This window comes from Roseovarius lutimaris, assembly GCF_900115165.1.
Lineage (GTDB): Bacteria > Pseudomonadota > Alphaproteobacteria > Rhodobacterales > Rhodobacteraceae > Roseovarius > Roseovarius lutimaris.
The window spans coordinates 36,617-63,160 of the sequence record NZ_FOVP01000008.1 but is presented as its reverse complement, the minus strand read 5'-3'; the positions used below and the strand labels follow the sequence as shown (position 1 = coordinate 63,160).

28 protein-coding genes and 2 tRNA genes are annotated in these 26,544 nt (G+C 60.4%); 16 read left to right on the top strand and 14 right to left on the bottom strand.

Translation table 11 applies throughout. The features are described from left to right. Window positions 1-13 precede the first annotated feature (13 nt). Entirely contained in the window at window positions 14-508 is a 495-nt protein-coding gene (locus tag BMZ91_RS08475) for a hypothetical protein (protein WP_092837061.1), read from the top strand. A gap of 6 nt (window positions 509-514) precedes the next feature. Here the strand turns inward: BMZ91_RS08475 and BMZ91_RS08470 are convergent, their stop codons facing one another. The 8 genes from BMZ91_RS08470 to fabI all read right to left on the bottom strand — a co-directional run bounded on the left by BMZ91_RS08470 (window position 515) and on the right by fabI (window position 8,449). Beyond that, the gene (locus tag BMZ91_RS08470) at window positions 515-1,060 is read right to left on the bottom strand and encodes a pseudouridine synthase (protein ID WP_092837056.1); all 546 of its coding nucleotides are present in this window, start codon (window positions 1,058-1,060) and stop codon (window positions 515-517) included. A 39-nt stretch (window positions 1,061-1,099) separates the two neighbouring features. Continuing rightward, complete coding sequence (locus BMZ91_RS08465; RefSeq protein ID WP_245736265.1) at window positions 1,100-1,726, bottom strand: rhodanese-like domain-containing protein; 627 nt, start codon at window positions 1,724-1,726, stop codon at window positions 1,100-1,102. A 96-nt stretch (window positions 1,727-1,822) separates the two neighbouring features. Continuing rightward, the gene (gene trpE, locus BMZ91_RS08460; protein WP_092837053.1) at window positions 1,823-3,334 is read right to left on the bottom strand and encodes an anthranilate synthase component I; all 1,512 of its coding nucleotides are present in this window, start codon (window positions 3,332-3,334) and stop codon (window positions 1,823-1,825) included. Window positions 3,335-3,346: 12 nt separating this feature from the next. Further along, window positions 3,347-5,185 (bottom strand): peptidyl-prolyl cis-trans isomerase, encoded by a 1,839-nt coding sequence (locus BMZ91_RS08455; RefSeq protein WP_092837050.1) that lies wholly within the window; start codon window positions 5,183-5,185, stop codon window positions 3,347-3,349. A gap of 45 nt (window positions 5,186-5,230) precedes the next feature. Next, a complete protein-coding gene (locus BMZ91_RS08450; protein WP_092837047.1) occupies window positions 5,231-6,433 on the bottom strand; it encodes an aminotransferase in 1,203 nt (400 codons plus the stop codon). Between the two features lie 86 nt (window positions 6,434-6,519). Beyond that, window positions 6,520-7,017 carry a xanthine phosphoribosyltransferase gene (gene gpt / locus BMZ91_RS08445; protein WP_092837044.1) on the bottom strand — a complete coding sequence of 166 codons (498 nt, stop codon included), beginning with the start codon at window positions 7,015-7,017 and terminating at the stop codon, window positions 6,520-6,522. Window positions 7,018-7,022: 5 nt separating this feature from the next. Continuing rightward, entirely contained in the window at window positions 7,023-7,625 is a 603-nt protein-coding gene (locus tag BMZ91_RS08440) for a LysE family translocator (protein ID WP_092837041.1), read from the bottom strand. A 17-nt stretch (window positions 7,626-7,642) separates the two neighbouring features. After that, on the bottom strand, window positions 7,643-8,449 hold the full coding sequence (fabI, locus tag BMZ91_RS08435) for an enoyl-ACP reductase FabI (protein WP_092837038.1): 807 nt from the start codon (window positions 8,447-8,449) through the stop codon (window positions 7,643-7,645). Window positions 8,450-8,616: 167 nt separating this feature from the next. Here fabI and pdxH point away from each other — a divergent pair, with 167 nt between their 5' ends. The 6 genes from pdxH (at window position 8,617) to BMZ91_RS08410 (ending at window position 14,765) form a co-directional block, all read left to right on the top strand. After that, the gene (gene pdxH, locus BMZ91_RS08430; RefSeq protein WP_092837035.1) at window positions 8,617-9,219 is read left to right on the top strand and encodes a pyridoxamine 5'-phosphate oxidase; all 603 of its coding nucleotides are present in this window, start codon (window positions 8,617-8,619) and stop codon (window positions 9,217-9,219) included. Between the two features lie 122 nt (window positions 9,220-9,341). After that, window positions 9,342-9,878: a cold-shock protein gene (locus BMZ91_RS08425; RefSeq protein ID WP_092837032.1), complete on the top strand. Its 537-nt coding sequence runs from the start codon at window positions 9,342-9,344 to the stop codon at window positions 9,876-9,878. Beyond that, complete coding sequence (locus BMZ91_RS08420) at window positions 9,845-10,333, top strand: DUF192 domain-containing protein (protein WP_092837029.1); 489 nt, start codon at window positions 9,845-9,847, stop codon at window positions 10,331-10,333. Before BMZ91_RS08425 ends, BMZ91_RS08420 begins: the two co-directional genes overlap by 34 nt. 63 nt (window positions 10,334-10,396) lie before the next feature. Beyond that, window positions 10,397-10,473: transfer RNA gene (locus tag BMZ91_RS08415), tRNA-Pro, on the top strand. A gap of 133 nt (window positions 10,474-10,606) precedes the next feature. Further along, a complete protein-coding gene (locus tag BMZ91_RS21420; protein WP_177193822.1) occupies window positions 10,607-10,768 on the top strand; it encodes a hypothetical protein in 162 nt (53 codons plus the stop codon). 313 nt (window positions 10,769-11,081) lie between these two features. Beyond that, entirely contained in the window at window positions 11,082-14,765 is a 3,684-nt protein-coding gene (locus BMZ91_RS08410; RefSeq protein ID WP_092837026.1) for a vitamin B12-dependent ribonucleotide reductase, read from the top strand. A gap of 208 nt (window positions 14,766-14,973) precedes the next feature. On the opposite strand, the gene BMZ91_RS08405 is transcribed toward BMZ91_RS08410, so the two are convergent. Beyond that, window positions 14,974-15,050, bottom strand: a tRNA-Ile gene (locus tag BMZ91_RS08405). 107 nt (window positions 15,051-15,157) lie between these two features. Here BMZ91_RS08405 and purM point away from each other — a divergent pair. From purM to rnd, 3 genes are all read left to right on the top strand, one after another. After that, window positions 15,158-16,207 carry a phosphoribosylformylglycinamidine cyclo-ligase gene (gene purM / locus BMZ91_RS08400; protein WP_092837023.1) on the top strand — a complete coding sequence of 350 codons (1,050 nt, stop codon included), beginning with the start codon at window positions 15,158-15,160 and terminating at the stop codon, window positions 16,205-16,207. Next, window positions 16,204-16,797, top strand: coding sequence for a phosphoribosylglycinamide formyltransferase (gene purN / locus BMZ91_RS08395; RefSeq protein WP_092837020.1), 594 nt, complete (start codon window positions 16,204-16,206; stop codon window positions 16,795-16,797). Before purM ends, purN begins: the two co-directional genes overlap by 4 nt. 100 nt (window positions 16,798-16,897) lie before the next feature. Beyond that, window positions 16,898-18,055, top strand: coding sequence for a ribonuclease D (gene rnd / locus BMZ91_RS08390; protein WP_092837017.1), 1,158 nt, complete (start codon window positions 16,898-16,900; stop codon window positions 18,053-18,055). 6 nt (window positions 18,056-18,061) lie between these two features. Here the strand turns inward: rnd and BMZ91_RS08385 are convergent, their stop codons facing one another. Continuing rightward, window positions 18,062-18,580: a hypothetical protein gene (locus tag BMZ91_RS08385; RefSeq protein WP_245736263.1), complete on the bottom strand. Its 519-nt coding sequence runs from the start codon at window positions 18,578-18,580 to the stop codon at window positions 18,062-18,064. Window positions 18,581-18,706: 126 nt separating this feature from the next. Here BMZ91_RS08385 and BMZ91_RS08380 point away from each other — a divergent pair, with 126 nt between their 5' ends. Next, window positions 18,707-19,117, top strand: coding sequence for a SufE family protein (locus tag BMZ91_RS08380; protein WP_092837011.1), 411 nt, complete (start codon window positions 18,707-18,709; stop codon window positions 19,115-19,117). A 100-nt stretch (window positions 19,118-19,217) separates the two neighbouring features. Here the strand turns inward: BMZ91_RS08380 and BMZ91_RS08375 are convergent, their stop codons facing one another. After that, window positions 19,218-19,868 carry a DUF1638 domain-containing protein gene (locus tag BMZ91_RS08375; protein WP_092837008.1) on the bottom strand — a complete coding sequence of 217 codons (651 nt, stop codon included), beginning with the start codon at window positions 19,866-19,868 and terminating at the stop codon, window positions 19,218-19,220. Between the two features lie 69 nt (window positions 19,869-19,937). Then, window positions 19,938-20,642 (bottom strand): corrinoid protein, encoded by a 705-nt coding sequence (locus BMZ91_RS08370; protein WP_092837005.1) that lies wholly within the window; start codon window positions 20,640-20,642, stop codon window positions 19,938-19,940. Window positions 20,643-20,856: 214 nt separating this feature from the next. Here BMZ91_RS08370 and BMZ91_RS08365 point away from each other — a divergent pair, with 214 nt between their 5' ends. After that, entirely contained in the window at window positions 20,857-21,945 is a 1,089-nt protein-coding gene (locus BMZ91_RS08365; RefSeq protein ID WP_092837003.1) for a PA0069 family radical SAM protein, read from the top strand. Between the two features lie 63 nt (window positions 21,946-22,008). Here the strand turns inward: BMZ91_RS08365 and bmt are convergent, their stop codons facing one another. Further along, window positions 22,009-23,019 carry a betaine--homocysteine S-methyltransferase gene (bmt, locus tag BMZ91_RS08360; protein ID WP_092837000.1) on the bottom strand — a complete coding sequence of 337 codons (1,011 nt, stop codon included), beginning with the start codon at window positions 23,017-23,019 and terminating at the stop codon, window positions 22,009-22,011. Window positions 23,020-23,204: 185 nt separating this feature from the next. Further along, window positions 23,205-23,519 (bottom strand): DUF1476 domain-containing protein, encoded by a 315-nt coding sequence (locus BMZ91_RS08355; RefSeq protein WP_092836997.1) that lies wholly within the window; start codon window positions 23,517-23,519, stop codon window positions 23,205-23,207. Between the two features lie 162 nt (window positions 23,520-23,681). On the opposite strand from BMZ91_RS08355, the gene purC reads away from it, so the two are divergent. The 4 genes from purC to purQ all read left to right on the top strand — a co-directional run bounded on the left by purC (window position 23,682) and on the right by purQ (window position 26,473). Beyond that, window positions 23,682-24,443, top strand: a complete 762-nt coding sequence (gene purC, locus BMZ91_RS08350; protein ID WP_092836994.1) for a phosphoribosylaminoimidazolesuccinocarboxamide synthase — start codon at window positions 23,682-23,684, stop codon at window positions 24,441-24,443. A gap of 68 nt (window positions 24,444-24,511) precedes the next feature. Next, complete coding sequence (purS, locus tag BMZ91_RS08345; RefSeq protein ID WP_092836991.1) at window positions 24,512-24,751, top strand: phosphoribosylformylglycinamidine synthase subunit PurS; 240 nt, start codon at window positions 24,512-24,514, stop codon at window positions 24,749-24,751. Next, complete coding sequence (locus BMZ91_RS08340) at window positions 24,751-25,794, top strand: zinc-dependent alcohol dehydrogenase family protein (RefSeq protein WP_092836988.1); 1,044 nt, start codon at window positions 24,751-24,753, stop codon at window positions 25,792-25,794. Before purS ends, BMZ91_RS08340 begins: the two co-directional genes overlap by 1 nt. A gap of 10 nt (window positions 25,795-25,804) precedes the next feature. After that, entirely contained in the window at window positions 25,805-26,473 is a 669-nt protein-coding gene (gene purQ / locus BMZ91_RS08335) for a phosphoribosylformylglycinamidine synthase subunit PurQ (RefSeq protein ID WP_092836985.1), read from the top strand. The last annotated feature ends 71 nt before the right edge of the window (window positions 26,474-26,544 follow it).

The window sequence follows — 26,544 nt, the reverse complement described above, 5'->3', positions numbered from 1 at the left end:
CAAGGAGCGACAGATGAAAACCATTGCGTTGACCTGCGGGCTTATGATGGCGGCGAGCACGGCCATGGCGGACATGACCGCGCAATTATCCGGCGGCTGGGATGGCCGCAAGGTGCCTGCGGGGCAACAATGCAAGCTGCATGGCGGCAAGGGCAGCACCCCGCCGATGCGCGTCTCGGGCATTCCTCAGGGGGCGGTCTGGATCGTGGCCTATTTCAACGATAAATCCTATGGTCCGCTGTCGCGCGATGGCGGCCATGGTACGATTGCCTATCCGGTACGGGGCGCGACGACCGATCTGCCTGCGGTGCCGGGGATGAGTGCCAAATTGCCCGGCGGGGCGCGGGTGATCAAAGCGGCGCGTTCCAGCGGCGATTATGCCAGCCCCGGTTACCTACCGCCCTGTTCGGGGGGGCGTGGCAATCGTTATACGGTAGATCTCAAGGCGATCGACAAGGCCGGTAAGGTTTTGGACGAGATCACCAATTTCGACATTGGCAAATACTGAGGCCGCTCAGGCATCGCGCCAAGACCCCGGCGCGATGCCATCAAGCGACCATTCGCCAATCCGCCACCGCACAAGGCGCAGGGTGGGGTGGCCAATATGGGCGGTCATCCGGCGCACCTGACGATTGCGGCCTTCTGATATGGTGATCGACAGCCAGCAATCGGGCACAGATTTGCGATAGCGTACCGGCGGATTTCGGACCCAGAGTTCGGGCGCTTCGATGCGGGCCACCTTGGCGGGTCGGGTCGGGCCATCCTTGAGGGTCACGCCTTGGCGCAGCGCCGCAAGGGCGGCTTCATCCGGCAGGCCCTCGACTTGAACAAGATAGGTCTTTTCCGTTTTGAAACGGGGGTTTGCGATCCGTGCCTGAAGTTTTCCATCATCGGTCAGCAAGAGCAACCCTTCGCTGTCGCGATCAAGCCGCCCGGCGGGATATACCTTGGGGATGTCGATATGATCCGACAGGGTTGCGCGCGCGCTTCCGGCAGTGCCGCGGTCGGTGAACTGCGACAACACGCCGAAAGGTTTATTGAACAGGATCAGCCGGGTCATGGCCCCTGTGATGCCTGAGCGCGCGCGCGCCTGCAAGCCTCAGTTCTGGCCGGGCCAGAGGCCTTCGCGTACCTTATAGGTCCAGGGCAGGCCCGCATTGCGCCAGCCATTCACCGTGCGCGCGCCCGTGTCATCCTTGTCGCCCTCAAACCCGTCAACGACATTGTAAAGCGTGACATCGACCCCGGCCTTGACCAGCTTTTCAATCGCCGCCGCGCTGCGCGAGCCAGAGCGGCACATGACCAAAAGGGTGTCGACGCCCGAGGCGGCATCGCTGGCAAGCCAGGCCTGCACCCCGGCCACGAAATCGGGGTTGTCGATCATCTTGTAGACGCCCTTTTTGGGGTCAAAAGCCAGGCCGGGATCGACGAATTTGGACGGGATATTAGCCGCCGCCTGCGTTGCATAACCAATCAGCATGGTCTCGGATGGGGTGCGCACGTCGATCAGCGCCATGTTGGGGTGATCGGCCAGCACAGGCCCCGCATCGGCGGCGGTGATATAAAGACCGGGGGTGGTCTGTTTGCTTTTGCTCAGATCCGCCGTGATGACCGGAGATTGTAGATCAAGTGCGGTTTCGGCGGCGCCGATCTGCGGGCTGCATGCCAGCGTCAGGGCGACAAACGCAGGGGCGGCAAGGCGTGAAAGTCGGGTGATAGAAAACATGTTCAAGTCCTCTCCAGTTACATTCCGATAAGTGAATGTGATCTGTCAGACTTATGCCTGTCAAGCCTCCTGTGCCTTGACCTTTGTCAAACCGCCCTAGCTATTGCCATCCTTGGAAAACCGCGCCGCATCCGCCGCCGCGCGCCGTATCGCATTGGATTTATGAACTGTTTCCATATATTCGGCCTCAGGATCGCTGTCATAGACAACGCCGCCGCCGGCCTGAATATAAAGCTTTTCATCCTTCACCACCGCCGTGCGCAGGGCGATACAGACATCCATATCGCCGCCCGAGCTGAAATAGCCGACACCGCCGCCATAGACACCGCGTTTTTCCGGCTCAAGCTCGTCGATGATCTGCATGGCGCGGACCTTTGGCGCCCCCGAGACCGTGCCCGCAGGCAGACCCGCCAGAAGCGCCGAAAGCGCATCCTGATCCTCGGCCAGTTCGCCCACCACGTTCGAGACGATATGCATCACGTGGCTATAGCGCTCTATGATGAATTGCTCGGTCGGGCGCACGCTGCCGATCTTGCTGACGCGACCGGCGTCGTTGCGGCCCAGATCAAGCAACATCAGATGTTCGGCCAGCTCTTTCTTGTCGGCCAGAAGATCGGCCTCAAGGGCGCGATCCTCGACCGGGGTCGCGCCGCGCGGGCGGGTGCCCGCGATGGGGCGCACGGTGACCTCGTTGCCAAACACCCGCACAAGGATTTCGGGGCTGGCGCCAACCACCTGAAAGCCGCCGAAATTGAAATAGAACATGAAAGGCGAGGGGTTGGTGCGCCGCAGACTGCGATAGAGCGAAAACGGCGGCTGGCGGAAATCCTGGGTCCAGCGTTGGCTCGGCACCACCTGAAAGATATCACCGGCGCGGATGTAATCCTTGGCCTTTTCCACGGCGGCTTTGTAACCCTCGCGGGTGAAATTCGACATCGGAGGGGCGTCTTCACGGGCCTCGCCAAGGGTGCGGCTGGCCTGTGGCAGGGCGCGGTCAAGATCGCGCATCGCGTCCATCACCCGCTCGGCGGCCTGCGCATAGGCGGCCTTGGCCGATTGCCCGGAACTGACCCAGGCGGGGGCGACGACGGTCACCTCGCCCTTGACGCCGTCAAGCACCGCCACCACCGAGGGACGCAACATCACCGCATCCGGAAGCCCAAGCGGATCGGGGTTCACATCCGGCAGATGTTCGACCAGGCGGATCATGTCATAGCCAAGATAGCCGAACAGCCCGGCGCTTGAGGCCGGAAGATCCTCGGGCAGATCAATCTGGCTTTCGGCTATCAGCGCGCGCAGATTGGCGAGCGGATCACCCTTTTGATCCTCAAAGCTGTCCACGTCAAAGCGCGCCTGACGGTTGATCCGGCTGGTGGTGCCGTGACATTGCCAGATCAGATCGGGCTTCATGCCGATGATCGAATAGCGCCCGCGCACTTCGCCACCCGTCACCGATTCAAGCATGAAGGCATCGCGCGCCGCCCCCGTCAGCTTGAGCATCAAGCTCACCGGTGTGTCGAGATCGGCGGCCAGGCGGGCATGCACGACCTGGTTTTTACCGGCCTCATAGGCGCGGGCAAATTCGGAAAACGAAGGGGTCAGATCCAAGGCACGAGATCCTTAGTTGAAATTGGAATGCACGGCGTTCATCGCGGCCTGATCAAGGGTTACACCGGCGCGGTTGCGAATGTCATCGGCCAGCACCTGAAAGAGATCCTGGCTTAGATCCGCAGCGACCTGATCGCGCAGGGCCTCGCGCAGGCGCTGAAGGTCTTCATCCTCTTGCGCAGGGGGCAGGATATCGTCGAGCCTGAGAACAAACAGACGCCCGGCGCCTTCGATCACGCGGACCTCGCCCTTTTCCATGCCGAACACGGTTTCGATGAATTCGGCAGGGGCGTCGGCCTGATAGCTGCGGCGCGTGAGGTCATCGACCACTGTCGCCTCAAGCCCGAGATTGTCAAACGACGCGCCGGCCTGCAAGTCTGTCACCTGGCTTTCGACTTGGCTGCGCAGCGCCTCGATCGTGGCCTGCGCCCGCCAGCCCTGCACCACGGCGTCGCGCACGTCTTCCAGCGGCTGAATGCGCGGCTCTTCGATGGCATCGAGCCGGATCGCGAAAATGCCGTCATCCTCAAGCTTGGCAACCGCGGGATAATCCGCGTCGGTCACCTCGGCGGCGGCGGTGCGAAACGCGTCATAGGCGGCAATATCTTCGCTCAGGCCAGGGTGCCAGTCGATCTGGCCAAGCACAAGGTCGGTTTCATCGGCGATTTCTTCAAGTGTGGCGCCACCGGCCAGAAGGTCATCGACCGTTTCGATCTGTGCATCAATCACCCGGCGTGCCCGGTCGGCGGCAAGGGCGGCGCGCAGCTCGGGTCTGGCCTCTTCAAAGCTGGTGGTTTCGGCGCCGAGCACTGCATTCACCCGGAAAAGCGCCGGGCCAAGGCCGGTTTCGGCCGGGCCGACCACCTCGCCCGCAGTGGCGCCAAAGACCACATCCGCCGCAGGCCCGAGATCGGCAGCCGAGACATCGCCCATGTCGATATCGGCCAGTTCAAGGCCACGTTCGGACACCAGCATTTCAAACATCACGCCTTCGTCGATGCGTTTCATCGCGGCTTGCGCTGCTTCGGTATCGGAAAAAATCAGGCGCTCGACCAGACGGCGTTCGGGCCGGTTGAAATCCGAACTGCGGTCGTCATAGGCCTCGCGCAGCGTGGTCTCATCCACCTCGACCGTGTCCAGAATCATCGTCGGGGTGATCCAGGCATAGGTGATCTTTTTGGTTTCCGGTGTGGTGAAATCGGGCAGGTGACCCTGATGATAGGTTTTCAGGTCCTCTTCGGAGGGCACCGGAAGGCCGGTCGCAAGATCGCTGCGTTCAAGGGTTGCAAAGGCAAGGCTGCGCCGCTCGGACAGATAGCCAAGCATGGCATCCATGTAGGAGGTGGGCACCTGAACGCCCGACACCACCGCCGCCTGCAACAGGGTGCGGGCGGTCTCGGAGCGGATATTATCCTCAAAGCTGGCCTCATTCATGCCCGCCTGTTGCAGGGCAAAGGCATAGGCCTCGCGGTCAAACGTGCCGTCGAGGCCCTGAAAGGCGGGGATATCGACGATCTGGTCGCGCAGGTTCTCATCGCCGATGGAAATGCCGACGCGGTCGGTTTCATTTTCCAGCGCAGCGGCCGAGACAAGCCGTGACAAAACCTGCTGATCAACCCCGAGGGCCTGGGCGCGGGCAAAGCTTATGGCTTCGCCGCGTTCGGCCTCAAGCGCGCGAATTTCGTTTTGCAGGGCGGTGGCATAGGTGGTGACGTCGATATCGGTCTTGCCGACGGCGCCGATGCTGCGGACATGGCCCGACAGGTTGGTCGCCCCAAAGCCGCCAAGCCCGATGATCAACAGGCCCATCAGGATCCAGACCAGTGTTTTCGTGATGCCGTTGCCCGCCATGTGACCCCCTGTACGTCTTGTCTGAAACCGCGTTTGCGCGACTGTCTACGCGTTGACACCCGCCGGGGCAAGAGGCCAGCGTAGGGCTGCCAGCCGTTCGAACAGCGTTGCGATCCCGGAGCGGTCAAGATTGGCAAAGGCGATGCGCATTTCGCGTTGCCCTGACGGGTGTTCCTCGGGTTGAAACATTGTGCCGGGCAAGAGCAGGATACCGGCCTCGCGAACCAGTTTCGGCGCAAGCTGATCCGAGGGCAGGGTGAACGGATGCGCCATATAGGCAAAATAGGCGCCACAGCCCAGAAGCCGCCAGCCCTGCGCCAGCAGGATCGGCATGTTGTCATGAATCGCGGCGCGCCGGTCCAAAATTTCGGCGCGCTCGCCCGCAAGCCACTGGCCCAGGTTCTGCATCCCCCAGAGGGCCGCGATCTGGCCAAGCTGATTGGGGCAGATGGTGACGGTATCGAGAAACTTTTCCGCCTCGGCAAGGCGTGTGGGGCTTGCGACCATGGCCCCAACGCGGTGCCCGGTCAGGCGATAGGCCTTGGAGAACGAATACAGCTGAATAAGCGTATCATGCCAGTCGGGATCGTGAAAAAGATCATGCGGCGCGCCGGGGCGTGCATCAAAATCGCGATAGGTTTCATCGACGATCAGGGCAATGCCACAGGACCGCGCAAGCTCGAAAAACGCGCGCAGAAGGTCCGCCGGGTATTCGACCCCGCCGGGGTTGTTGGGGGTCACCAAAACAATGGCGCGGGTGCGCGAGGTGATCAGGCGGGCGGCCTGATCCGGATCAGGCAGCAATTCGGCCCCGGCGGGCAAAGGAACCGAGCGCACACCGGCCATGTCGAGCCACATCTTGTGGTTGAAATACCAGGGCGTCGGCACGATCACCTCGTCGCCTTCGCCGCAAAGCGCGGTGATCGCCGCGCAAAACGCCTGATTACAGCCCGAAGTGATGGCGACATTCTCGGCCGCAAGCGTGCCACCGTAAGAGGCGCTCCACTGCTGCGCCACTTCTTGGCGCAGCTCGGGCAGGCCAAGGACCGGGCCATAAAGATGCGCCTCGGGACGGCTGAGCGCGGCCTCGGCCACCACTTGGCGCAGGGCCTCGGGCGGGGGCTCGACCGGGGCGGCCTGGCTCACGTTGATCAGCGGGCGATCGGGCGGAAAGTCTGCCCCGTCAAGCCAGCGACGCGCCTCCATCACGGGCGGGCTGAAGGTGCAGGCAGTGCGGGGCAGGGACATATTTCATCTCCGGATAGCGGGGTGCTCTTCGGGCCTCTCAGCCCGCTTCGCGAGGCGGGCACGCAAGGGCGCGAAGAGCCGCGCGGTTACTTGCCACGGTAAGGCTCAACGTATTGCAAAGCCATATCCCAGGGAAAGAAAATCCAGGTGTCCTGACTCACTTCGGTGACAAAGGTCTCGACCTGTGCGCGGCCCATCGGCTTGGCATAGACCGTGGCCACATGCGCCTTTGGCATATGCTGGCGCACCACTTCCAGGGTGCGCCCGGTATCGACAAGGTCATCGACGATCAGCACGCCAGTTCCATCGCCGACAATCTCGCTGTCCGGGGATTTGATCACCCGTGGCTCGCTTTGGGTCTGATGGTCATAGGATTTGACGCTGATCGTGTCGACGATGCGAATATCAAGCTCGCGCGCCACGATCATTGCGGGCGCCATGCCGCCACGGGTGATCGCCACGACCGCGCGCCAGCCGCCCTCGGGGGCGACGTTCTGCAAGCGCCATGCAAGGGCGCGGGCGTCGCGGTGAAGCTGATCCCAGCTGACGTGAAAGCCCTTTTCGTGTGGAAGCCAATCGCTCATCTCTGTCACCTGTCCAGTAAAAGTTTCAATCCCAGGGCGCCCATCACAAGCGCCGCAGCGCGATCAATCACCGGCTTGGTGCCAAGATAGGCCCGGCGCGCCGAGGCGCCCGAAAGCAACAGGGCAAAGACCCCGTAAAACAGCCATTCGACCAGCGCATGATTGGCGACAATCAACGCGATCTCTGTGGCGCCAAGCCCCTTGGGGAATATCACGACAAGCACCGAGGCGGCGAATAAAACCGACTTTGGGTTGCCAAGGTTGATCAGCGCGCCATCAACAAACGCCCGGCCGCGTGGCCGGGCAGAGGGGCCAATCACGTCTTTGGCGCCGCGCCATGTGGCAAAGGCGATGTAGAGGAGGTAGATCGCCCCGGCGGTCTTGAGCAGGGCATAGGCCCAGGGAAAGACCGCGAACACCCCCTCAAGCCCAAGTAGTGCCGCCAGCGTCCAGCCCGCCGCAACCGCGCCTAGCCCCAGACCCGCCGCAATCCCCGAGGCGCGCCCATCCGCAAGCGCGGTGCGCAGGGCAAACAACAGCGCCGGTCCGGGGCTTAGCAGGGCCGCGGCCAGAACCGCATTGAATGCCAGAAGATCGAGCCAGGTCATCACGGGGCCCTGCGCGCTCAGGTCGCGTCGATGTCAGGCGCGTCAACTGCTTTCATGCCGACAATATGATAGCCTGCATCCACGTGCAGGTTCTCGCCGGTCACACCGCTGCCGAGATCCGACAGCAGATAAAGCGCGGAGCGCCCCACATCGTCAATCGTCACATTGCGGCGCAGCGGTGAGTTGAGCTCGTTCCATTTCAGGATATAGCGGAAATCGCCGATGCCGCTGGCGGCCAGCGTCTTGATCGGGCCTGCGCTGATGGCGTTGACGCGGATACCGTCCTTGCCGAGATCCTCGGCCAGATACTTTACACTGGCCTCAAGCGCGGCCTTGGCGACGCCCATCACATTGTAATGCGGCATCACCTGCTCGGCGCCGTAATAGGTCAGGGTCAGGGCGCTTGCCCCTGCGGTCATCATTTTCTCGGCGCGCTGCATCACGGCGGTAAAGGAATAAACCGAGATATCCATCGTCATCATGAAATTGTCGCGACTGGTGTCGACATAACGACCGCGCAATTCGCTCTTGTCGGAAAATCCGATGGCATGAACCACGAAATCAAGCGTGCCCCAGCGTTTTTCCAACTCGGTAAACAGCGCATCAACCGAGGCCATGTCGCCGACATCGCAGGGCAGAACAACATCCGAGCCAAGTTGAGCGGCGAGCGGATCAACCCGCTTCTTGAGCGCATCCCCCTGATAAGAAAAGGCAAGTTCGGCGCCCGCGTCGGCACAGGCTTTGGCGATGCCCCAGGCAATTGATTTATCATTGGCAAGACCCATGATAAGCCCGCGTTTCCCCGCCATCAGATTATTTGACATTCCCAGCCCCCGGCCCAATTCTGCGTTATCTGTCCTTTAGGCGATAGGCGGGATTGCATCAAGGGCCGCGTCCCTCCACTTGGGCAGAGACCCGCAACAATGGGTATTTTCGGCACGATGCGCGAGGCCAGTGTCACGGGTATCCTATAGAAGAGAAGATCATTACCATGCAACGAGACGGAATTTTCGCAGGCGACACCCCGTTCGAGATCGCCCGCCGCTGGCTGGCCGAGGCCGAATCCTCTGAACTGAACGATCCCAATGCTGTCGCTCTGGCCACGGTTGACGCAAGCGGGCTTCCCAATGTGCGCATGGTTCTGCTCAAGGAAATCGCCGAAGACGGGTTTGTCTTTTACACCAATTACAACAGCGCCAAAGGCACAGAACTTGCCGGGAACGGACAGGCCGCGATGGTGCTGCACTGGAAATCGCTCCGCCGCCAGATTCGCATTCGCGGGCCGGTGGTGCGTGAAGAGGGCGCAAAGGCGGATGCCTATTACGCATCGCGCTCGCTCAAGAGCCGCCTTGGGGCCTGGGCCTCGGACCAGTCCAAGCCGCTGGATTCGCGCGCAACCCTGATGGCGAAGGTGGCCAGGATCACCGCTCAAAAAGGGCCGAGCCCGTCACGCCCACCCTTTTGGGGAGGTTTCAGAATCGCACCGGTTGAGATTGAATTCTGGGCAGATGGGGCATTCCGCCTTCATGATCGCTTTGTTTGGCGCACCGAAACTCCGGGTGGAACTTGGGAAATCCAACGTCTGAATCCATGAATTTCACGTCACGTGAAATGCAATATGCTGAAAAGTAAGATTATTTTTGGCTTGCATGAGGAGGGCGTTATAACGCAAGTGTTAACACAGTCTTGGGGATGAAGACTGTTAGGTAGGACAACGTGACCACAGAAAACGAAGATATTCGCAGAGTAAGAGGCCGTGTTAAGTGGTTCGACCCGGTCAAAGGGTTTGGGTTTGTAGTCGCCGACGAGGGCGGCCCTGATATATTGCTGCATGCTAATGTTCTGAGGAATTTTGGCCAAAGCTCGGTGGCCGATCGTGCCGCCGTTGAACTTGACGTGCAAAGCACTGAGCGCGGCCGTCAGGCGGTTACAGTCCATCTGATCGAGCCGCCTGATGTCTCAGAGACGGGCGGGCTGGCCGATTTTGATGATATTGACCCCGAAATCATTCGCGCGGCACCGCTTGAACCGGCGCGCGTCAAATGGTTCGACAAGGGCAAGGGATTTGGGTTTGCCAACACCTTTGGGCGCGATGAGGACGTGTTTGTTCACATAGAAGTGCTGCATCGCTCGGGTTTGGCCGATTTACAACCCGGTGAGGCATTGGCCATCCGCGTGATTGAGGGTAAAAGGGGCCGAATGGCAACTGAGGTGTGCGGATGGGAAATGGCAATAAAGGCGTCGGACTTGTAACGGCGGGTGTTCTGGCCTTTGCGGGGGCGATGGCCTCGGCCGAGGACTGTCGCGAAGATGCGGTGATTTTCCGCAGCGATGCGGGCATGGCGCGGTTTCGTGTCGAGGTTGCCGATGACAAGGCCGAGCGCGCGCAGGGCCTGATGAACCGGGAAACCCTGTCGAAAAGTGCGGGCATGCTGTTTGTCTATCCGCACCCGCAGCGGGTTGGATTCTGGATGAAGAACACCCTTATCCCGCTCGACATGATCTTTTTGGACAAAACCGGCACTGTCGCAAAAGTGCACAGCAATGCACAGCCGCATGATGAAACCCCGATCATGGGCGGAAATAACATTTTTGCGGTTCTGGAAATCAACGGTGGTCTGGCCAGCAAGATCGGCATTCGCGAAGGCTGGCAGATGCGTCACCCGAGCTTTGCCCAGGAGACGGCGGCCTGGCCCTGCGACGGATAAATTCAGGAGCGGTCAGTTAGGGCTTTTCAATCGCGGGAATCGCCTTTAGATACGCGCTCAAGTCGGGGCGTAGCGCAGCCTGGTAGCGCACCTGTTTTGGGAACAGGGGGTCGTGAGTTCGAATCTCTCCGCCCCGACCACAAAATCCCATGTTAGACGGCTTGGATCGTCCATTTTTCGAGTGGGCGGTTTTTGCTATTGGCGATGATCAAAGCCAGGGGGTGTTGCGTGGGGGTCACTTTGACCTGGGGCAGCAACCTAAGGGTGTCGCGCATGCCCGGTACTGCCGCATCGCAGCAAGATCCCGGTTGTGGTCAGTTCCGAATCCCGCTCGATCTTTCAGTGATTTTTCAACTGTGCCTGCTAAGTCAGCCGAAGAACAAGGCTTCTTCTTGGGGCGAGACAGGGGCTGGCCTGTGGACAACTCTGGAATGAATCACGCGGGCGTGACCCGGCAATGTGATCTTGCTCATAGTCAAACGATTTTTGTTAAAAAAACGTGAAAAATGTCGTTGACCAACTATGGGTGAATACGTCAGTTTGTGTCAGCAGGGTGTAAGAACACAACATATAGTGGTCAGGCCCGGCGGGGAGTAAAATCCACCAGATAGCCAGACTCGGTACAGGGCATATTCTTCGCGGCGCGTCGGGCGCAAGCGAAGGGGATATCATTGTGCCTATCGTGTCGAGCGGGCGGAAAAAAATGGCTTAGGCCGAACAGAAAATTGCTGAACATGGGGCAGTCGATATGAAGATCGAAAGAAAATTCACCACCTCCGGGACCGACGCATATGCGGCGTTGAACTTTGTGACCACCAGCTCAGAAATCCGCAATCCGGATGGCACCACGGTGTTCCGCCTCGACGATGTCGAAGTGCCCGCAGGCTGGAGCCAGGTGGCGAGCGACGTCATTGCCCAGAAATATTTCCGCAAGGCCGGCGTGCCGACGCGTCTCAAGAAGGTCAGGGAAAAGGATGTTCCGGAATTCCTGTGGCGCTCGGTGCCCGCAGAGGACGGCGTTGAAACCACTGGTGAAACCAGTGCCAAGCAAGTGTTCGACCGGCTCGCCGGGGCCTGGGCCTATTGGGGCTGGAAGGGTGGCTATTTCACCACCGAGGCCGACGCGAGCGCCTATTATGACGAGATGCGGTTCATGTTGGCCAATCAGATGGCCGCCCCGAACAGCCCGCAGTGGTTCAACACCGGTCTGCATTGGGCCTATGGCATCGACGGTCCCGGCCAGGGTCACTATTATGTTGATTTCCAATCCGGCAAGCTGACCAAATCCAAGAGCGCCTATGAGCACCCGCAACCGCACGCCTGTTTCATTCAGTCGGTGGCCGATGATCTTGTCGGCGATGGCGGCATCATGGATCTCTGGGTTCGCGAGGCGCGTCTGTTCAAATACGGCTCGGGCACCGGCACCAACTTTTCAAGCCTGCGCGCCGCGGGGGAAAAGCTGTCGGGCGGTGGTAAATCCTCGGGGCTGATGGGGTTTCTGAAAATCGGTGACCGCGCGGCGGGCGCGATCAAATCGGGCGGCACCACGCGTCGTGCGGCCAAGATGGTGATCTGCGATGCCGACCACCCCGATATTCAGGAATTTATCAACTGGAAGGTGAAAGAAGAGCAGAAAGTCGCCAGCATCGTTGCCGGCTCGAAGATGCACGAGGAAAAGCTCAACGAAATTTTTGCCGCGATCCGCGCCTGGGATGGCAGCAGCGAGGATTCGGTTGATCCCAAGAAAAACGAACAGCTCAAATCCGCGATCCGCGGCGCCAAAAAGGTCGCGATCCCCGAGACTTACGTCAAGCGCGTGCTGGATTACGCCAAGCAGGGCTATGAGAGCATCGAATTCCCGACCTATGACACCGATTGGGATTCTGAGGCCTATGCAAGCGTGTCGGGCCAGAATTCGAACAACTCGATCCGGGTGACCGATGCCTTCCTCAAGGCGGTCAAGGATGATGCCGACTGGGCCTTGCTCAACCGCACCGATGGCACCGTCGCCAAGACCATCAAGGCGCGCGATCTTTGGGAAGATGTCGGTCACGCCGCATGGGCCTGCGCCGATCCGGGCATTCAGTATCACGACACCGTCAACGCCTGGCATACATGCCCCGAAGACGGCGAGATTCGCGGCTCGAACCCGTGCTCGGAATATATGTTCCTTGACGATACCGCCTGTAACCTCGCCTCGATGAACCTGTTGAAGTTCTTTGGCGACGGAAAATTTGACGCCGACGCCTATGTCCACGCCTCGCGGCTTTGGACCGTGACACTGGAAATCTCGGTGACCATGGCGCAATTCCCCTCCAAGGAAATCGCGCAGCGCTCTTATGATTTCCGCACCCTTGGTCTTGGCTATGCCAATATCGGTGGCTTGCTGATGAATATGGGCCTTGGCTATGATAGCGACGAGGGCCGCGCGCTCTGTGGTGCTCTGACTGCCGTCATGACTGGCGTCGCCTATGCCACAAGCGCCGAAATGGCCGGCGAGCTGGGCGCCTTTCCGGGCTACAAACGCAACCAAAACCACATGCTGCGTGTCATCCGCAACCACCGCAACGCCGCCTATGGCGCGACCGAGGGCTATGAAGGCCTTGCCGTCAAGCCGGTGCCGCTCGACCTGAGCAATTGCCCCGACAACCGCCTTGTCGATCTGGCGATGGCAAGCTGGGATGAGGCGCTCAAGCTTGGGGAAAAGCATGGGTTTAGAAATGCGCAGACATCCGTGATTGCCCCGACCGGCACCATCGGTCTTGTGATGGATTGCGACACCACCGGGATCGAGCCTGACTTTGCCCTGGTGAAGTTCAAGAAACTGGCCGGTGGCGGTTACTTCAAGATCATCAACCAATCGGTGCCTGCCGCGCTTGAAAAGCTTGGTTATGGCTCGGCGCAGATCGAAGAGATTGTCAGCTATGCCGTCGGTCACGGCACCATCGGCAATGCGCCGGGGATCAACCACACCTCGCTTGTGGGGCATGGTTTTGGCGCCAATGAACTGGCCAAGGTTGACGCGGCTCTTGGTTCGGCCTTTGATATCCGCTTTGTGTTTAATCAATGGACGCTTGGGCTTGAATTCTGCACCAATGTTCTGGGCATCCCGGCCGAGCAGCTCAACAACCCGACCTTTGATTTGCTGGCGCATCTTGGCTATTCGAAAAAAGATATCGAGGCGGCCAATGATCATGTCTGTGGCTCGATGACCCTTGAGGGCGCGCCGCACCTTGCGCCTGAACATTACCATGTCTTCGATTGCGCCAATGCCTGCGGTAAGAAAGGCAAGCGTTATCTGTCGGTTAACAGCCATATCACCATGATGGCCGCGGCCCAGTCGTTTATCTCGGGCGCTATTTCCAAGACCATCAACATGGCCAATGACGCTACCATCGAGGATTGTCAGAAAGCCTATGAGCTAAGCTGGTCGCTTGGGGTCAAGGCCAATGCGCTCTATCGCGACGGCTCGAAACTAAGTCAGCCTTTGGCCGCTGCGCTTGTCGAGGATGATGAGGATGCCGCAGAGATCCTTGAAAGCGGATCGGCGCAGGAAAAAGCCGGTGTTCTGGCCGAAAAGATCGTTGAAAAGATCATCGTCAAGGAAATCCAGAAATCGCACCGCGAAAAGCTTCCGGGGCGTCGCAAGGGCTATACCCAAAAGGCGATTGTTGGCGGTCACAAGGTCTATCTGCGCACCGGCGAATATGAAGACGGCAACCTTGGTGAAATCTTCATCGACATGCACAAAGAGGGGGCCGGCTTCCGCGCGATGATGAACAATTTCGCCATCGCCGTGTCGGTTGGCCTTCAGTACGGCGTGCCGCTTGAGGAATTCGTCGATGCCTTTACCTTCACCAAGTTCGAACCAGCCGGCATGGTGCAGGGCAATGACAGCATCAAGAATGCCACCTCGATCCTCGACTATATCTTCCGCGAACTGGCGGTAAGCTATCTTGACCGCACCGATCTGGCGCATGTCAAACCCGAAGGCGCAAGCTTTGACGACCTTGGGCGAGGTGAAGAAGAGGGCGTGTCGAACGTCTCGGAAATGAGCGGCGATGCCGCCAGCCGGTCGCTTGAAGTGCTCAAGCAGATCAGCTCGACCGGCTATCTGCGCAAGCGTCTGCCGCAAGAGCTTATCGTGCTGAACGGTGGGCAGAACATGGCCCGCGCTGTCAACAATGCGATGGACCCGGTCAGCGCGCTGGAAACCCTGGTGCCGGCCACGTCGCCGGGATCAATGACCGCGACCGTGGCGACCACCACCACGGCGATGGCATCCGGCACAGTTGCCATGGATGCGCGCACCAAGGCCCGCCTGCAGGGTTATGAGGGCGAGGCTTGCGGCGAATGCGGCAACTACACGCTGGTGCGCAACGGCACCTGCATGAAATGCAACACCTGCGGTTCGACAAGCGGGTGCAGCTAAGGCTTCGGGCAAACGCAACAGGTTCTGGGGCGGGTGCGCTCGCCCTGAACGCGGATCGGGATACAGGCGAAAAACAATCGGGCGGTAAAAAATCCACCCGATCCGTGACACTGGGGGGCCTCGTGCCCCCCTTTTTCTTGGGCGATCAAGTGGGTGCATCCGGTAAATGGCATAAAAACAGCGATTTACGGCCCAAAGTTAAGGTAAATGGTAGGCCCGGAGGGACTCGAACCCCCAACCAAAGCGTTATGAGCGCTCTGCTCTAACCAATTGAGCTACAGGCCCGACCTGAGTGCCGTGGTAAAAGCTGGCGCGCGGGGCGTCAAGGCTTTCACATTGCGAAGGCCCGGCCGATGGTCTAACCGGGGCAAAGCGAAAGACGGAGCACAGTCATGACCGATAAAAAGACGGGTATAACCTACGCCGATGCCGGTGTGGATATTGATGCGGGCAACGCGCTTGTCGAGCGGATCAAACCCGCCGCCAAACGCACGCAGCGCTCCGGTGTGATGTCGGGCCTTGGTGGGTTCGGCGGACTGTTTGATCTCAAGGCGGCGGGCTATGACGACCCGGTTCTGGTCGCGGCGACGGATGGTGTCGGCACCAAGCTTCGGATCGCGATTGATACCGGGCATGTCGACGGTGTCGGCGTCGATTTGGTAGCGATGTGCGTCAATGACCTGATCTGTCAGGGGGCCGAGCCGCTTTTCTTTCTCGACTATTTTGCCACCGGTAAGCTAGAGCTTGATCAGGCCGCGCGCATTATCGAAGGCATTGCGCGGGGCTGCGAAGGCTCGGGCTGTGCCTTGATCGGCGGCGAGACCGCGGAAATGCCGGGCATGTACCCGAAGGGCGATTTTGACCTTGCCGGTTTTGCCGTCGGCGCGATGGAGCGCGGCCAGGACCTGCCGCGCGATATTGCTGAGGGGGATGTTCTCTTGGGGCTCGCGAGCGACGGCGTGCATTCCAACGGCTATAGCCTTGTGCGCCGCATCGTCGAGATGTCGGGCCTTGGCTGGGGCGATGACTGTCCCTGGGCGACGGGCAGCCTTGGCGCGGCACTGCTGACGCCGACGCGGCTTTATGTGCGCTCGGTTCTGGGCGCGATGAAACAGGGCGGGGTCAAGGGCATGGCCCATATCACCGGCGGCGGTGTGACCGAGAACCTGCCGCGCGTTCTGCCCGACGGGCTGGCGGCGACGGTCGATCTTGGGGCCTGGGATTTGCCGCCGGTGTTCCGCTGGCTGGCCGAAACCGGCGGCATGGCCGAGGCTGAATTGCTCAAGACCTTCAATTCGGGCCTTGGCATGATCGTGGTCGCCGATCCGGCGCGCGCGCCCGAGGTGAAATCGGCGCTGGAAGCTGCGGGCGAAACCGTCTCCGAGATCGGCCATGTCACGCGCGGTGATGGCACAGTGAGTTACACAGGCGCCTTGCTGTGAGCAAACGCGTCGCGATTTTTCTTTCGGGTGGTGGGTCGAACATGCGCAGCCTGGTGGCGGATATGACCGGCGATCATCCGGCGCGCCCGGCGCTTGTGCTCTCGAACCGCGCCGATGCGGGCGGGATTGACTGGGCCAAGGGGCAGGGGATCGCGACCGAAGTGGTCGATCACCGCCCCTTTAAAGGCGACCGCGCCGCGTTTGAGGCAGAGATCGCTGCGCGGCTTGTGCCCTACGCCATCGATCTGATTTGCCTTGCGGGCTTCATGCGTGTGCTGACGGCGGGATTTGTGGTGCCCTGGCAGGGCAGAATGCTGAATATCCACCCCTCGCTTTTGCCCAAATATCGCGGGTTGCACACCCATGCCCGCGCGCTTGCGGCGGGTGAGGCCGAGGTCGGTTGTAGTGTGCATGAGGTCACCGCAGAACTTGATGAGGGCCCGATCCTTGGACAGGCGCGCGTGCCGGTCCTGAGCGATGATACGCCCGAAACGCTGGCCGCGCGGGTTCTGACGCAGGAACATATTCTTTATCCGGCCGTATTGCGGCGCTTTGCGGCGGGGGATCGTACCCCGATTTTCCTGCCCTGAGTGGGACCTGACGGTGCGGGGCATTCCATCTCGTCGCAATCTGACCTATACCGCGCCCGGACCACCGCAGGGCACACATAAAAGAGCAAGAGCACCCGGTATGAAAACCATCACCACGACCGAAGAGCTGGCCAGCTATTGCGCCATGGCCGCAAAGCACGATTATGTCACCGTCGACACAGAGTTTTTGCGCGAGCGCACCTATTATTCCAAGCTCTGCCTCGTGCAGTTGGCGGTGCAGAGTGACGACCCGGATAGCGCCGTTCTGGTCGATCCGCTGGTCGAGGGCATGTCGCTTGAACCGCTTTATGATCTGTTTCGCGACACATCGGTGGTCAAGGTGTTTCACGCCGCACGGCAGGATCTGGAAATTTTCTATGTCGATGCCGGGGTGATCCCCGACCCGCTGTTTGACAGTCAGGTCGCGGCGATGGTCTGTGGCTTTGGCGAACAGGCGGGATACGAGACGCTGGTGCGCAAGATCTGCAAGCTGCCGGTTGACAAGACCTCGCGCTTTACCGACTGGTCGCGCCGCCCGCTGAGCGATGCGCAGAAAACCTATGCGCTGGCCGATGTGACACATCTGCGCGACATCTACGAATATCTTGCGAAAAAGCTTCAGACCACGGGGCGCGACAAATGGGTCGCCGAAGAGTTGCGCGTGCTGACCAATCCGGGCACCTATCGGGTTGATCCCCAAGACGCCTGGAAAAGGATCAAGACCCGTAACTCTTCCGGAAAATTCCTGGCAGTGGTGCGGGAACTGGCGCGGTTTCGCGAAGAGTTTGCCCAATCGCGCGATGTGCCACGCAGCCGGGTTTACAAGGATGATGCGCTGGTCGAGCTGGCCTCGACCAAACCCGCGACGCATCAGGATCTCGGGCGCTCGCGTCTTTTGATGCGCGAGGCCCGCAAGGGCGAGATTGCCGATGGCATTCTGGCGGCGGTCAAGGCCGGGCTGGCCTGCCCGCCCGAGAAGGCGCCGAAAGTCGATAGCAGCAATGACAAGCTACAGGTGAACCCGGCGCTGGCCGAGCTGTTGCGGGTGTTGCTCAAGGCCAAGACCGAAGATTACGGGGTGGCGTCCAAGCTTATTGCGTCGGCGGCCGATCTAGACCTGATGGCGGCGGGCAAGCGCGATGTGGCGGCCTTGCAGGGCTGGCGGCTTGATGTGTTTGGCCGCGATGCCCTGCGGCTTTGCGATGGCGAAATCGCACTGGCGGTCAAGGGCCAGGTGATCGAGGTTGTGGATCTTTAGCCGGGTCTAGCGGCTGCTGCTGCGCGCGTTGCGCGCGCCGGTCACGGTGATGGTGCGCGCCTGGTCCAGGGTCTGGGTCGAGATGAACTGGGCCGCCTGCACGGTGCGCGCGCGCTGTGATCCCGGAGGCTGAGTTTGCGGTTGCAGCGCCAGTAGTTTGTAGCTCAGCACCCCGTTGACCGGGCGTTCGTCCTTGTCGTCAGGGACCAGACGCACGTCAAACGCGCCCTGATGCGCGCTCAGCCCGATGACGCGGATGATGGCGCCGTCGCTTGTGCGCTCGATCCGTAGGTCGGTGATCTGATCCACCGGCGTGCCGTCATAGACCTCGGCCTTGTTACGGCGAAAGATACTGTCTTCCTCTTCAGGGATCAGCGGGTTCACGGTTTCGGCCGAGGCCGCCGCGACCGGGCGGGATTGGCTTTTGCCGAACCAGTTGGCCGGATTGACCCGCGAGCCGCGCAAACCGCCACAGCCCGCAAGAGCCATCGAAGAAACCATCGTGAGTGCAAGAAGGATGCGCATCAGTACCGCCTTTGACATCTTTTCCTTCGGTTACCCTATCCGGGCGGGGTTGAAAAGGTGCAAGCTGGGACTGGACGTTGATCAATGCGGCACTTAGGTCTTGCAGCAACCAATGAGGAGCACGCGATGGCCACCGAGACATTTGAAGAGATTGTTGCCGATTTCGAGTTTCTGGAGGAGTGGGAAGACCGCTATCGCTATGTCATTGATTATGGCAAGGCGATGCCGGGGCTTGAGGATGCGTTGAAGGTGCCCGCCACCAAGGTCGAGGGCTGTGCCAGTCAGGTCTGGCTGCATCCGCGTATCGAGGCGGGGAAGTTCAGTTTCGAGGGCGATAGCGACGCGATGATCGTGCGCGGTCTGATCGCGGTGCTGCGCGCGTTATACAACGGCCTGCCAGTGGGTGAGGTCACGACCGTGGATGCGCCCGGCGAGCTTGGGCGGCTTGGGCTTAATGATCACCTGTCGGCGCAACGCTCAAACGGGCTTCGCGCGATGATCGAACGGATTCGTCTGGTGGCGAGTGAGGCGGCCTGACGGGGGTGACCAGGCGGTGCGCCGTTGGCGCGCAGGTTTGGTTTGATGAGGGGTTTCACCCCTCAAACTCCCCAGAGTATTTTTGGAAAGATGAAATATTTCAGTATTTTGATGCCTGATTTTCAAGTGATGTCTTAAGGTCACCGTAGCCGGTAAAGCGGTATTCAAACGCGAGGCCAAGCCGGTCTGCGCAGGCGCGTGCCTTGCTGAGCAGCGCCGGGTCTTCGGTCTGTGCTTGATAGATCAGCGTGGTGTAATTGCCGAAAATCATGTCACGCAATTCGGGGTGGCGATCAAGCCCCATCGGTTTCCACACGAAAGCATCGAATTGGCGGACCAGAAAATCGGTCAGGAAAAACGCCCGCATGTCATCATCGCCACGTGCCGCGAAGGCATCATTGCCCTCGAAAAAAGAATAGCAATGCGGGCCTGCGATCATCTCGACGCCGAGGTCGGCGCATTTCGCCGCTAGCTGGCCACCGGTGCCGCAATCGGCATAGACCACAAAGATATGATCGTAAGCGGCGCGATTGTTTTCAACCGCCTCTGCAACCGCCTCGGTGATCTTGTCGGGGTAGAGGTGCAGTTTGGCGGGCAGGCAGGTCAGATCCATGTGATCCCACCCGTTGAGCCGTTTGAGCGTCAGGATTTCATGCGCCAGGGCCCCGCAGGCAATCAGCAGGATGCGCCCGCCGTGGTGTGCCTCAAGGCCGCTATGGGTCAGGGTGTCATCGCTTGGTGGCTTGGTCATGGCGGCTCCTCTCGCGAATACGGCCCGCAAATGACCGCGGGCCGTCACGCTTTTACGCGGCTGCGCAGCTTAGCCTGCGGCGAGCTTGTTGTGTTTGCGCGCCATGAAATCCTTGGCGGTTTCCACGGCCACGGCGGCATCGCGGCAATAGGCATCGGCGCCGATGGCCTTGCCGAATTCTTCGTTCAGCGGTGCGCCACCGACCAGAACCACGTAATCGTCGCGCTTGCCCTGTTCGATCAGCGTGTCGATCACAACCTTCATATAGGGCATCGTGGTGGTCAAAAGCGCCGACATGCCAAGGATGTCGGGCTCTTCGGTTTCGAGCGCCTCAAGGTAATTCTCGACCGGATTGTTGATGCCGAGATCGACAACCTCAAAGCCGGCGCCTTCCATCATCATCGAGACAAGGTTCTTGCCGATGTCGTGAATGTCGCCCTTGACCGTGCCGATCACCATCTTGCCAACGCGCGGGGCGCCGGTTTCGGCCAGAAGCGGTTTGAGGATGGCCATGCCGCCCTTCATTGCGTTGGCGGCCAGGAGCACCTCGGGGACAAAGAGGATTCCGTCGCGGAAGTCCTTGCCAACGATGGTCATCCCACCGACAAGTGCCTCGGTCAGCACCTGATAGGGCTGCCAGCCACGCTCAAGAAGGATATTCACGCCTTCCTCGATCTCTTCCTTGAGACCGTCGTAAAGGTCGTCAAACATCTGCTGAACAAGTTCTTCATTGTCCAGCTCCGACAGGATGATGTCGTCTTCTTGGTCAGACATTTCGGGAATCCTCAGATTGCTGTGCGCGCGGGGCACGGAGTGTTTGTGTCTTGTGCAGCTTTCGACAATTTGTCGCGGGTCCACTTTCCGGAATACGACACTGGCCGTCCTGCAACCGACTTATAGCGACAAATTGCGGAGCACCCCACGTCGAAATTGTCATGATCTATATAAGCCTGTTGCATATGTTCCCTTTATGTTCCATAAATTTCACATGTCCGAGAGTGAATCGATATCGCCCGGCCTGCGGGTCGCTGCTCGCGGGGCGTGCAGCAATCTCGCCGGTCGCTATGAGGCGACCGAGACGCGCTATGAGCCCGATGGCTGGGCGCAGGAGACGACAGAGCAACCGCTGCGCACCCATGTCAGCGATGAGGTCGCGCGCCGGATCATAACCTATAACCGCTCGCCTGATCTTCCGTTTGACCGGTCGATCAATCCCTATCGCGGCTGCGAGCATGGGTGCATCTATTGCTTTGCCCGCCCGACCCATGCCTGGCTTGGGCTATCGCCGGGGTTGGATTTCGAGACCCGGCTTATTGCGCGGCCCAATGCGGCGGCGCTGTTGGATGCAGAGTTGCGCAACCCGCGTTATGCGCCGCGCCCGATTGCGATTGGCACCAATACCGACCCCTATCAGCCGATCGAGCAGAACCGAGAGATCACCCGCGCCTGTCTTGAGGTCTTGCGCCGGTTCCGGCACCCGGTGGCAATTGTGACCAAGGGCACGCTGATTGAGCGCGATCTCGATATTCTGTCGGATATGGCGGCACAGGGGCTGGTGCGGGTTGGTGTTTCGGTGACCTCGCTTGATGCGGATCTTGCGCGCAAGCTTGAGCCGCGGGCGCCGTCGCCCAAGCGGCGGTTGGCCACAATTCGCGCGTTGAGCGGGGCGGGGGTGCCGGTGCGCATCATGACCTCACCGGTTATTCCGGGGCTGACGGATCATGAGATCGAGACGCTGCTTGCTGCCGGTCGCGAGGCGGGGGCGGATGCGGCGAGCTGGATCATGCTGCGGCTGCCGCTTGAGGTGGCGCCGCTTTTCCAGGACTGGCTGACGGCGCATTACCCCGACCGTGTGAACCGGGTGATGAACCGGGTGCGCGAAATGCACGGCGGCAAGGTATATGAGGCCGATTGGGGCAGGCGCATGCGCGGCAGCGGTGTTTATGCGCGCCTTATCGCGCGTCGATTCGAGGCCGCGGCGACGCGGCTCGGGCTCAATGGGCCTCAGCCGGGGCTTCGCACCGATCTGTTTGATCGCCCGTTTCAACGGGGCGATCAAATGTCGCTTTTCGGATGAGGCTCGTCAGGCCTGACAGCCCGCCTCGCGAGGCGCGCACGTAAGGGCGCGAAGAGCCAATCGCTAAGCGCGGCGGCGGCGATTGCGGCGCGGCGCGGGGGTGTCATCGCCGGTGCCATCCGCCGCCGAGGAAAACGCCCCAAGCGCATCGGTGATCTGATCCAGCGTCGGGCGTTCGCCACGCGGGCGGGTTTCCAGGGCCTCGCGCATTTTCGACAGATGCTCGGGCATGGTGCCACAGCAGCCGCCGATAATCGTCGCCCCGGCATCGCGCGCCAGAACCGCATAGTCTGCCATCAGATCGGGCGTGCCGTCGTAATGGATGTGCCCGTCATGATATTTCGGGATGCCGGCATTGCCTTTTGCAATGATCGGGCGCTCGCTGCCCTGGGCGACAAAGCCAAGCACGGTGCGCAACAGATCCGACGCGCCAACCCCGCAATTTGCGCCATAGGCCAGCGGCGTGTTGCCAAGCTTGTCGACCATATTCACCATATCGGCCGATGTCAGACCCATCATCGTGCGCCCGGCGGTGTCAAAACTCATGGTGCCACACCAGGGGATATCGGCCAGTTTGAAGGCTTCGGCGGCAGCCTTGTATTCTTCGGGCGCGGAAATGGTTTCCAGCCAGAGCACATCGGCCCCGCCTTCTTTCAGACCCTCGGCCTGTTCGTGAAAGATTTCCACCGCAAGCTCATGGGTCAGCGCGCCCATCGGGGCCATGATCTCGCCGGTGGGACCGACAGAGCCGGCCACGATCACCGGGCGATCATAGCGGTCCGCCACCTCGCGGCCAATCTCTGCGGAAATGCGCGACAGCTCGCGCGCGCGTTTCTGCGCACCGTGCAGTTTGAGGCGCGCCGCGTTGCCGCCAAAAGAATTGGTCAGGAATAGATCGCTGCCGGCATCGACCGCCTGTTTGTACAAAAGCTCGATCCGGTCGGGATGCTCATCATTCCACATCTCGGGGGCATCGCCCGATTGCAGGCCCATGTTGAAAAGATTGGTCCCGGTGGCGCCATCAGCGAGGATCCAGTCGCGCGCGGCCAGCATCTGGGAAAGGGCATTTGTCATGGGGGGTGTCCTGGATAAGTGTGCCGGGTGTCCTCTCATGAATGCCGGCCTGGCGCAAACTCATATTTCTCATGACAATTGTGAGGTTGGTTCCGATTGGGCCGGGTGTTGACACATTTACCGGTCATGAAAAAGGCGCACCTGCGGGGGCGCGCCTGTCTTTGGTGTTTCAGGAGAAGAGGCGCTTAGGCTTCTTTCATCAGCTGATCTTTGGCGATCTTGAGCAATTCGTTCATCTTGCCGCGGATCGTATCGGCATCGGCGATATCACCAAGATCACCGGCGACCTTGCGCACGACGTCTTCGTGGCCGGCCTCTTCGAAATCGGCTTTGACGACCTCTTTGGCATAGGCATCGGCATCATCGCCGGTCTTGCCCAGAAGCTCCGCCGCCCAGAGGCCCAAAAGCTTGTTGCGGCGGGCCTCGGCGCGGAATTTCATTTCCTCGTCATGGGCGAATTTATTTTCAAACGCGTTTTCGCGATCATCGAATGTGGTCATAGGTCCATTCCCCATTAGCCAAGGATTAATCTCTATCAAGATATGCAATTCTGTGCGCCAAAGGGCAAGGGGCCAACGTGATCTTGCGACAATGCCGCCCATGCACTATGAGAGCGCAACGGTACAGGGGACTCGGCCCCTGACCCAACCGGCGGAGTTGGCATGGCGCGGCGCAAGAAAATTTACGAAGGCAAGGCAAAGACCCTCTATGAAGGGCCAGAACCCGGCACGATCATTCAGTATTTCAAGGATGATGCCACCGCTTTCAATGCCGAAAAGAAGGCGGTGATCGAAGGCAAGGGCGTGCTTAACAACATGCTTTCGGAATATTTCATGACCGGGCTGAACACGATTGGCGTGCCGACGCATTTCATCAAGCGGATCAATATGCGCGAACAACTGGTGCGCGCCTGTGAAATTGTGCCGCTTGAAATCATCGTGCGCAACTATGCCGCAGGCTCCATGGCCAAGCGGCTTGGCATCGAAGAGGGCACGCAACTGCCGCGCCCGATTGTCGAATATTGCCTCAAGGATGATGCGCTTGGCGATCCTCTGGTGACAGAAGAGCATATCGCCGCCTTTGGCTGGGCCAGCCAGCAGGATATGGACGATATCCTCAGCCTTGCGCTGCGGGTCAATGATTTCATGGCCGGTGTGATGTTCGGTATCGGCATCAAGCTAGTGGATTTCAAGATTGAGGTCGGCCGCGTCTATGATGGCGACTTCCAGCGCCTGATCGTTGCCGATGAGATCAGCCCCGACAGTTGTCGTTTGTGGGATATCGAAACCGGTCGCAAGCTTGACAAGGACGTGTTCCGCCGTGATCTCGGCAGCCTCACGGATGCCTATACCGAGGTGGCAAACCGTCTTGGCGTCATGCCCAAAGGGGCCACCCCGATGGCGCGGCCGACGCTTATCAACTAAGGGCGCGGCTTTGCGCCCAATGACCATCCGGCGCGATACGCGCCGCCAGACCACATAGGAAAGACGCCATGAAAGCACGCGTGCATGTCATGTTGAAAACCGGGGTTCTCGATCCACAGGGCGAGGCCGTGCGCCACGCGCTTGGGTCCTTGGGCTTTGACGGGGTGAACGGCGTTCGCCAGGGCAAGGTGATCGAGCTTGATCTGGCCGAGACCGACGAGGCCGAGGCCCGCAAAGCCGTCACCGATATGTGTGAAAAGCTTCTGGCCAATATCGTGATCGAAAGCTACTCGGTGGAGCTGGGCTGATGCGGGCCGCCCGGCTGACGGCCTGGCGGGAACCGCTTGAAATCGTTGACGTGCCCGATCCTGAAGCCCCCAAGGGTGGCGTGGTTCTCAAGGTTCTGGCCTGTGGCGTTTGCCGCTCTGACTGGCATGCCTGGGTCGGGGCCGATCCTGATGTGGCGCTGCCGCATACGCCGGGCCATGAATTTTGCGGCGAGGTGATTGGCGTCGGTCAAGGCACCACTCGCTGGCAAATCGGCGACCGGGTTATTGCGCCCTTCATTTTGGCCTGTGGCGCTTGCCCCGATTGCGCCGCCGGACATCAGACGATCTGTCTAGATCAGGCGGTGCCGGGCTTTACCATTCCGGGCGCCTTTGCCGAACAGATTGCCGTGCCCTTTGCCGATGCCAACCTGACCGCCTTGCCGACAGGGATCAGCCCCGAGTTGGCCGCTGGTCTGGGGTGTCGGGTGACAACCGCCTGGCACGCCCTGACCGGGCGCGCGGCCCTGCGGCCGGGGGAATGGCTGGCGGTTTTTGGGGGTGGTGGTGTTGGAATTTCGGCGCTGTTGCTGGGGCGAGCGCTTGGCGCGCGCGTCGTGGTGGTTGATATCGTTCCCGAAAAACTGGCCTATGCCAGGGCGCTTGGCGCCGATGCGGTGGTCAATGCGGCGCAGGTCGATGCCGCGAGCGTTGTGAAAGAGATCACCGGCGGCGGGGCCGATCTTGCGATTGAGGCCCTGGGCATTGCGGCCACAACCATCGGCGCGCTCAAATCCCTGCGCAAACTCGGGCGGCTGGTTCAGGTGGGGATGCCTGCGGGCGATCACGCGACCATGCCGATTCCGATGGATGTGGTCTATTCCGGGCAGCTGGCGATTTACGGCACGCGCGGCATGCCGAGCTGGTGCTATCCCAGCCTGCTCAGCCTGATTGAGGGCGGTCATGTCGACCTGAACCCGTTGGTGACCCGCCGCATCGCGCTCAGCGCGGTGACGTCAGAACTTGCGGCGTTTGACAAGGCAGCCCCGCCTGGCGTAGCTGTCATCACAGATTTCTCAAGCTAAGGAGCGCGCCATGAAAGCGGCCATCATCGTTTTCCCGGGATCCAACTGTGACCGTGATCTGGCCGTCGCCTTTGAACGGGCAGGGGCACAGGTGTCGATGGTCTGGCACAAGGATACGGACCTTCCGCAAGGGGTTGATATCATTGGCGTTCCGGGTGGGTTTTCGTTTGGCGACTACCTGCGTTGCGGGGCGATTGCGGCCAATTCGCCGATCTGCCGGTCGGTGATCACCCACGCGCAAAAGGGCGGTTATGTCCTGGGCGTCTGCAACGGCTTTCAGGTGCTGACCGAAACCAGGCTGTTGCCTGGGGTTCTGCTGCGCAATGCCGGGCTGAAATATATCTGCAAGCCGGTCTCGCTTAAGGTGAAGACCGCCGATAGTGCCTTTACCCAAGGCTATGCTGCGGGCAGCAGCATGACCGTTCCGATTGCCCACCATGATGGCAATTATTTTGCCGATGATGCCACGCTTGATCGGCTTGAGAAAGAGGATCGTGTGGCCTTTACCTATGACGACAATCCCAACGGGTCGGCCCGCGACATTGCCGGTATCCTGTCTGACAACCGTCGCGTGCTTGGCATGATGCCGCATCCTGAACGCATGGCAGAGCCGCTTCACGGTGGCAGCGACGGCGCGGCGATGTTTACATCTCTTGTGAACCAGCTTGCCGACGCCTGACGCCGCCGTGTGGCCAGACTCTCTGAGACCGGACACCTTGAGGCAGCCGACCGTGCGGCCTAGAGTTTAGT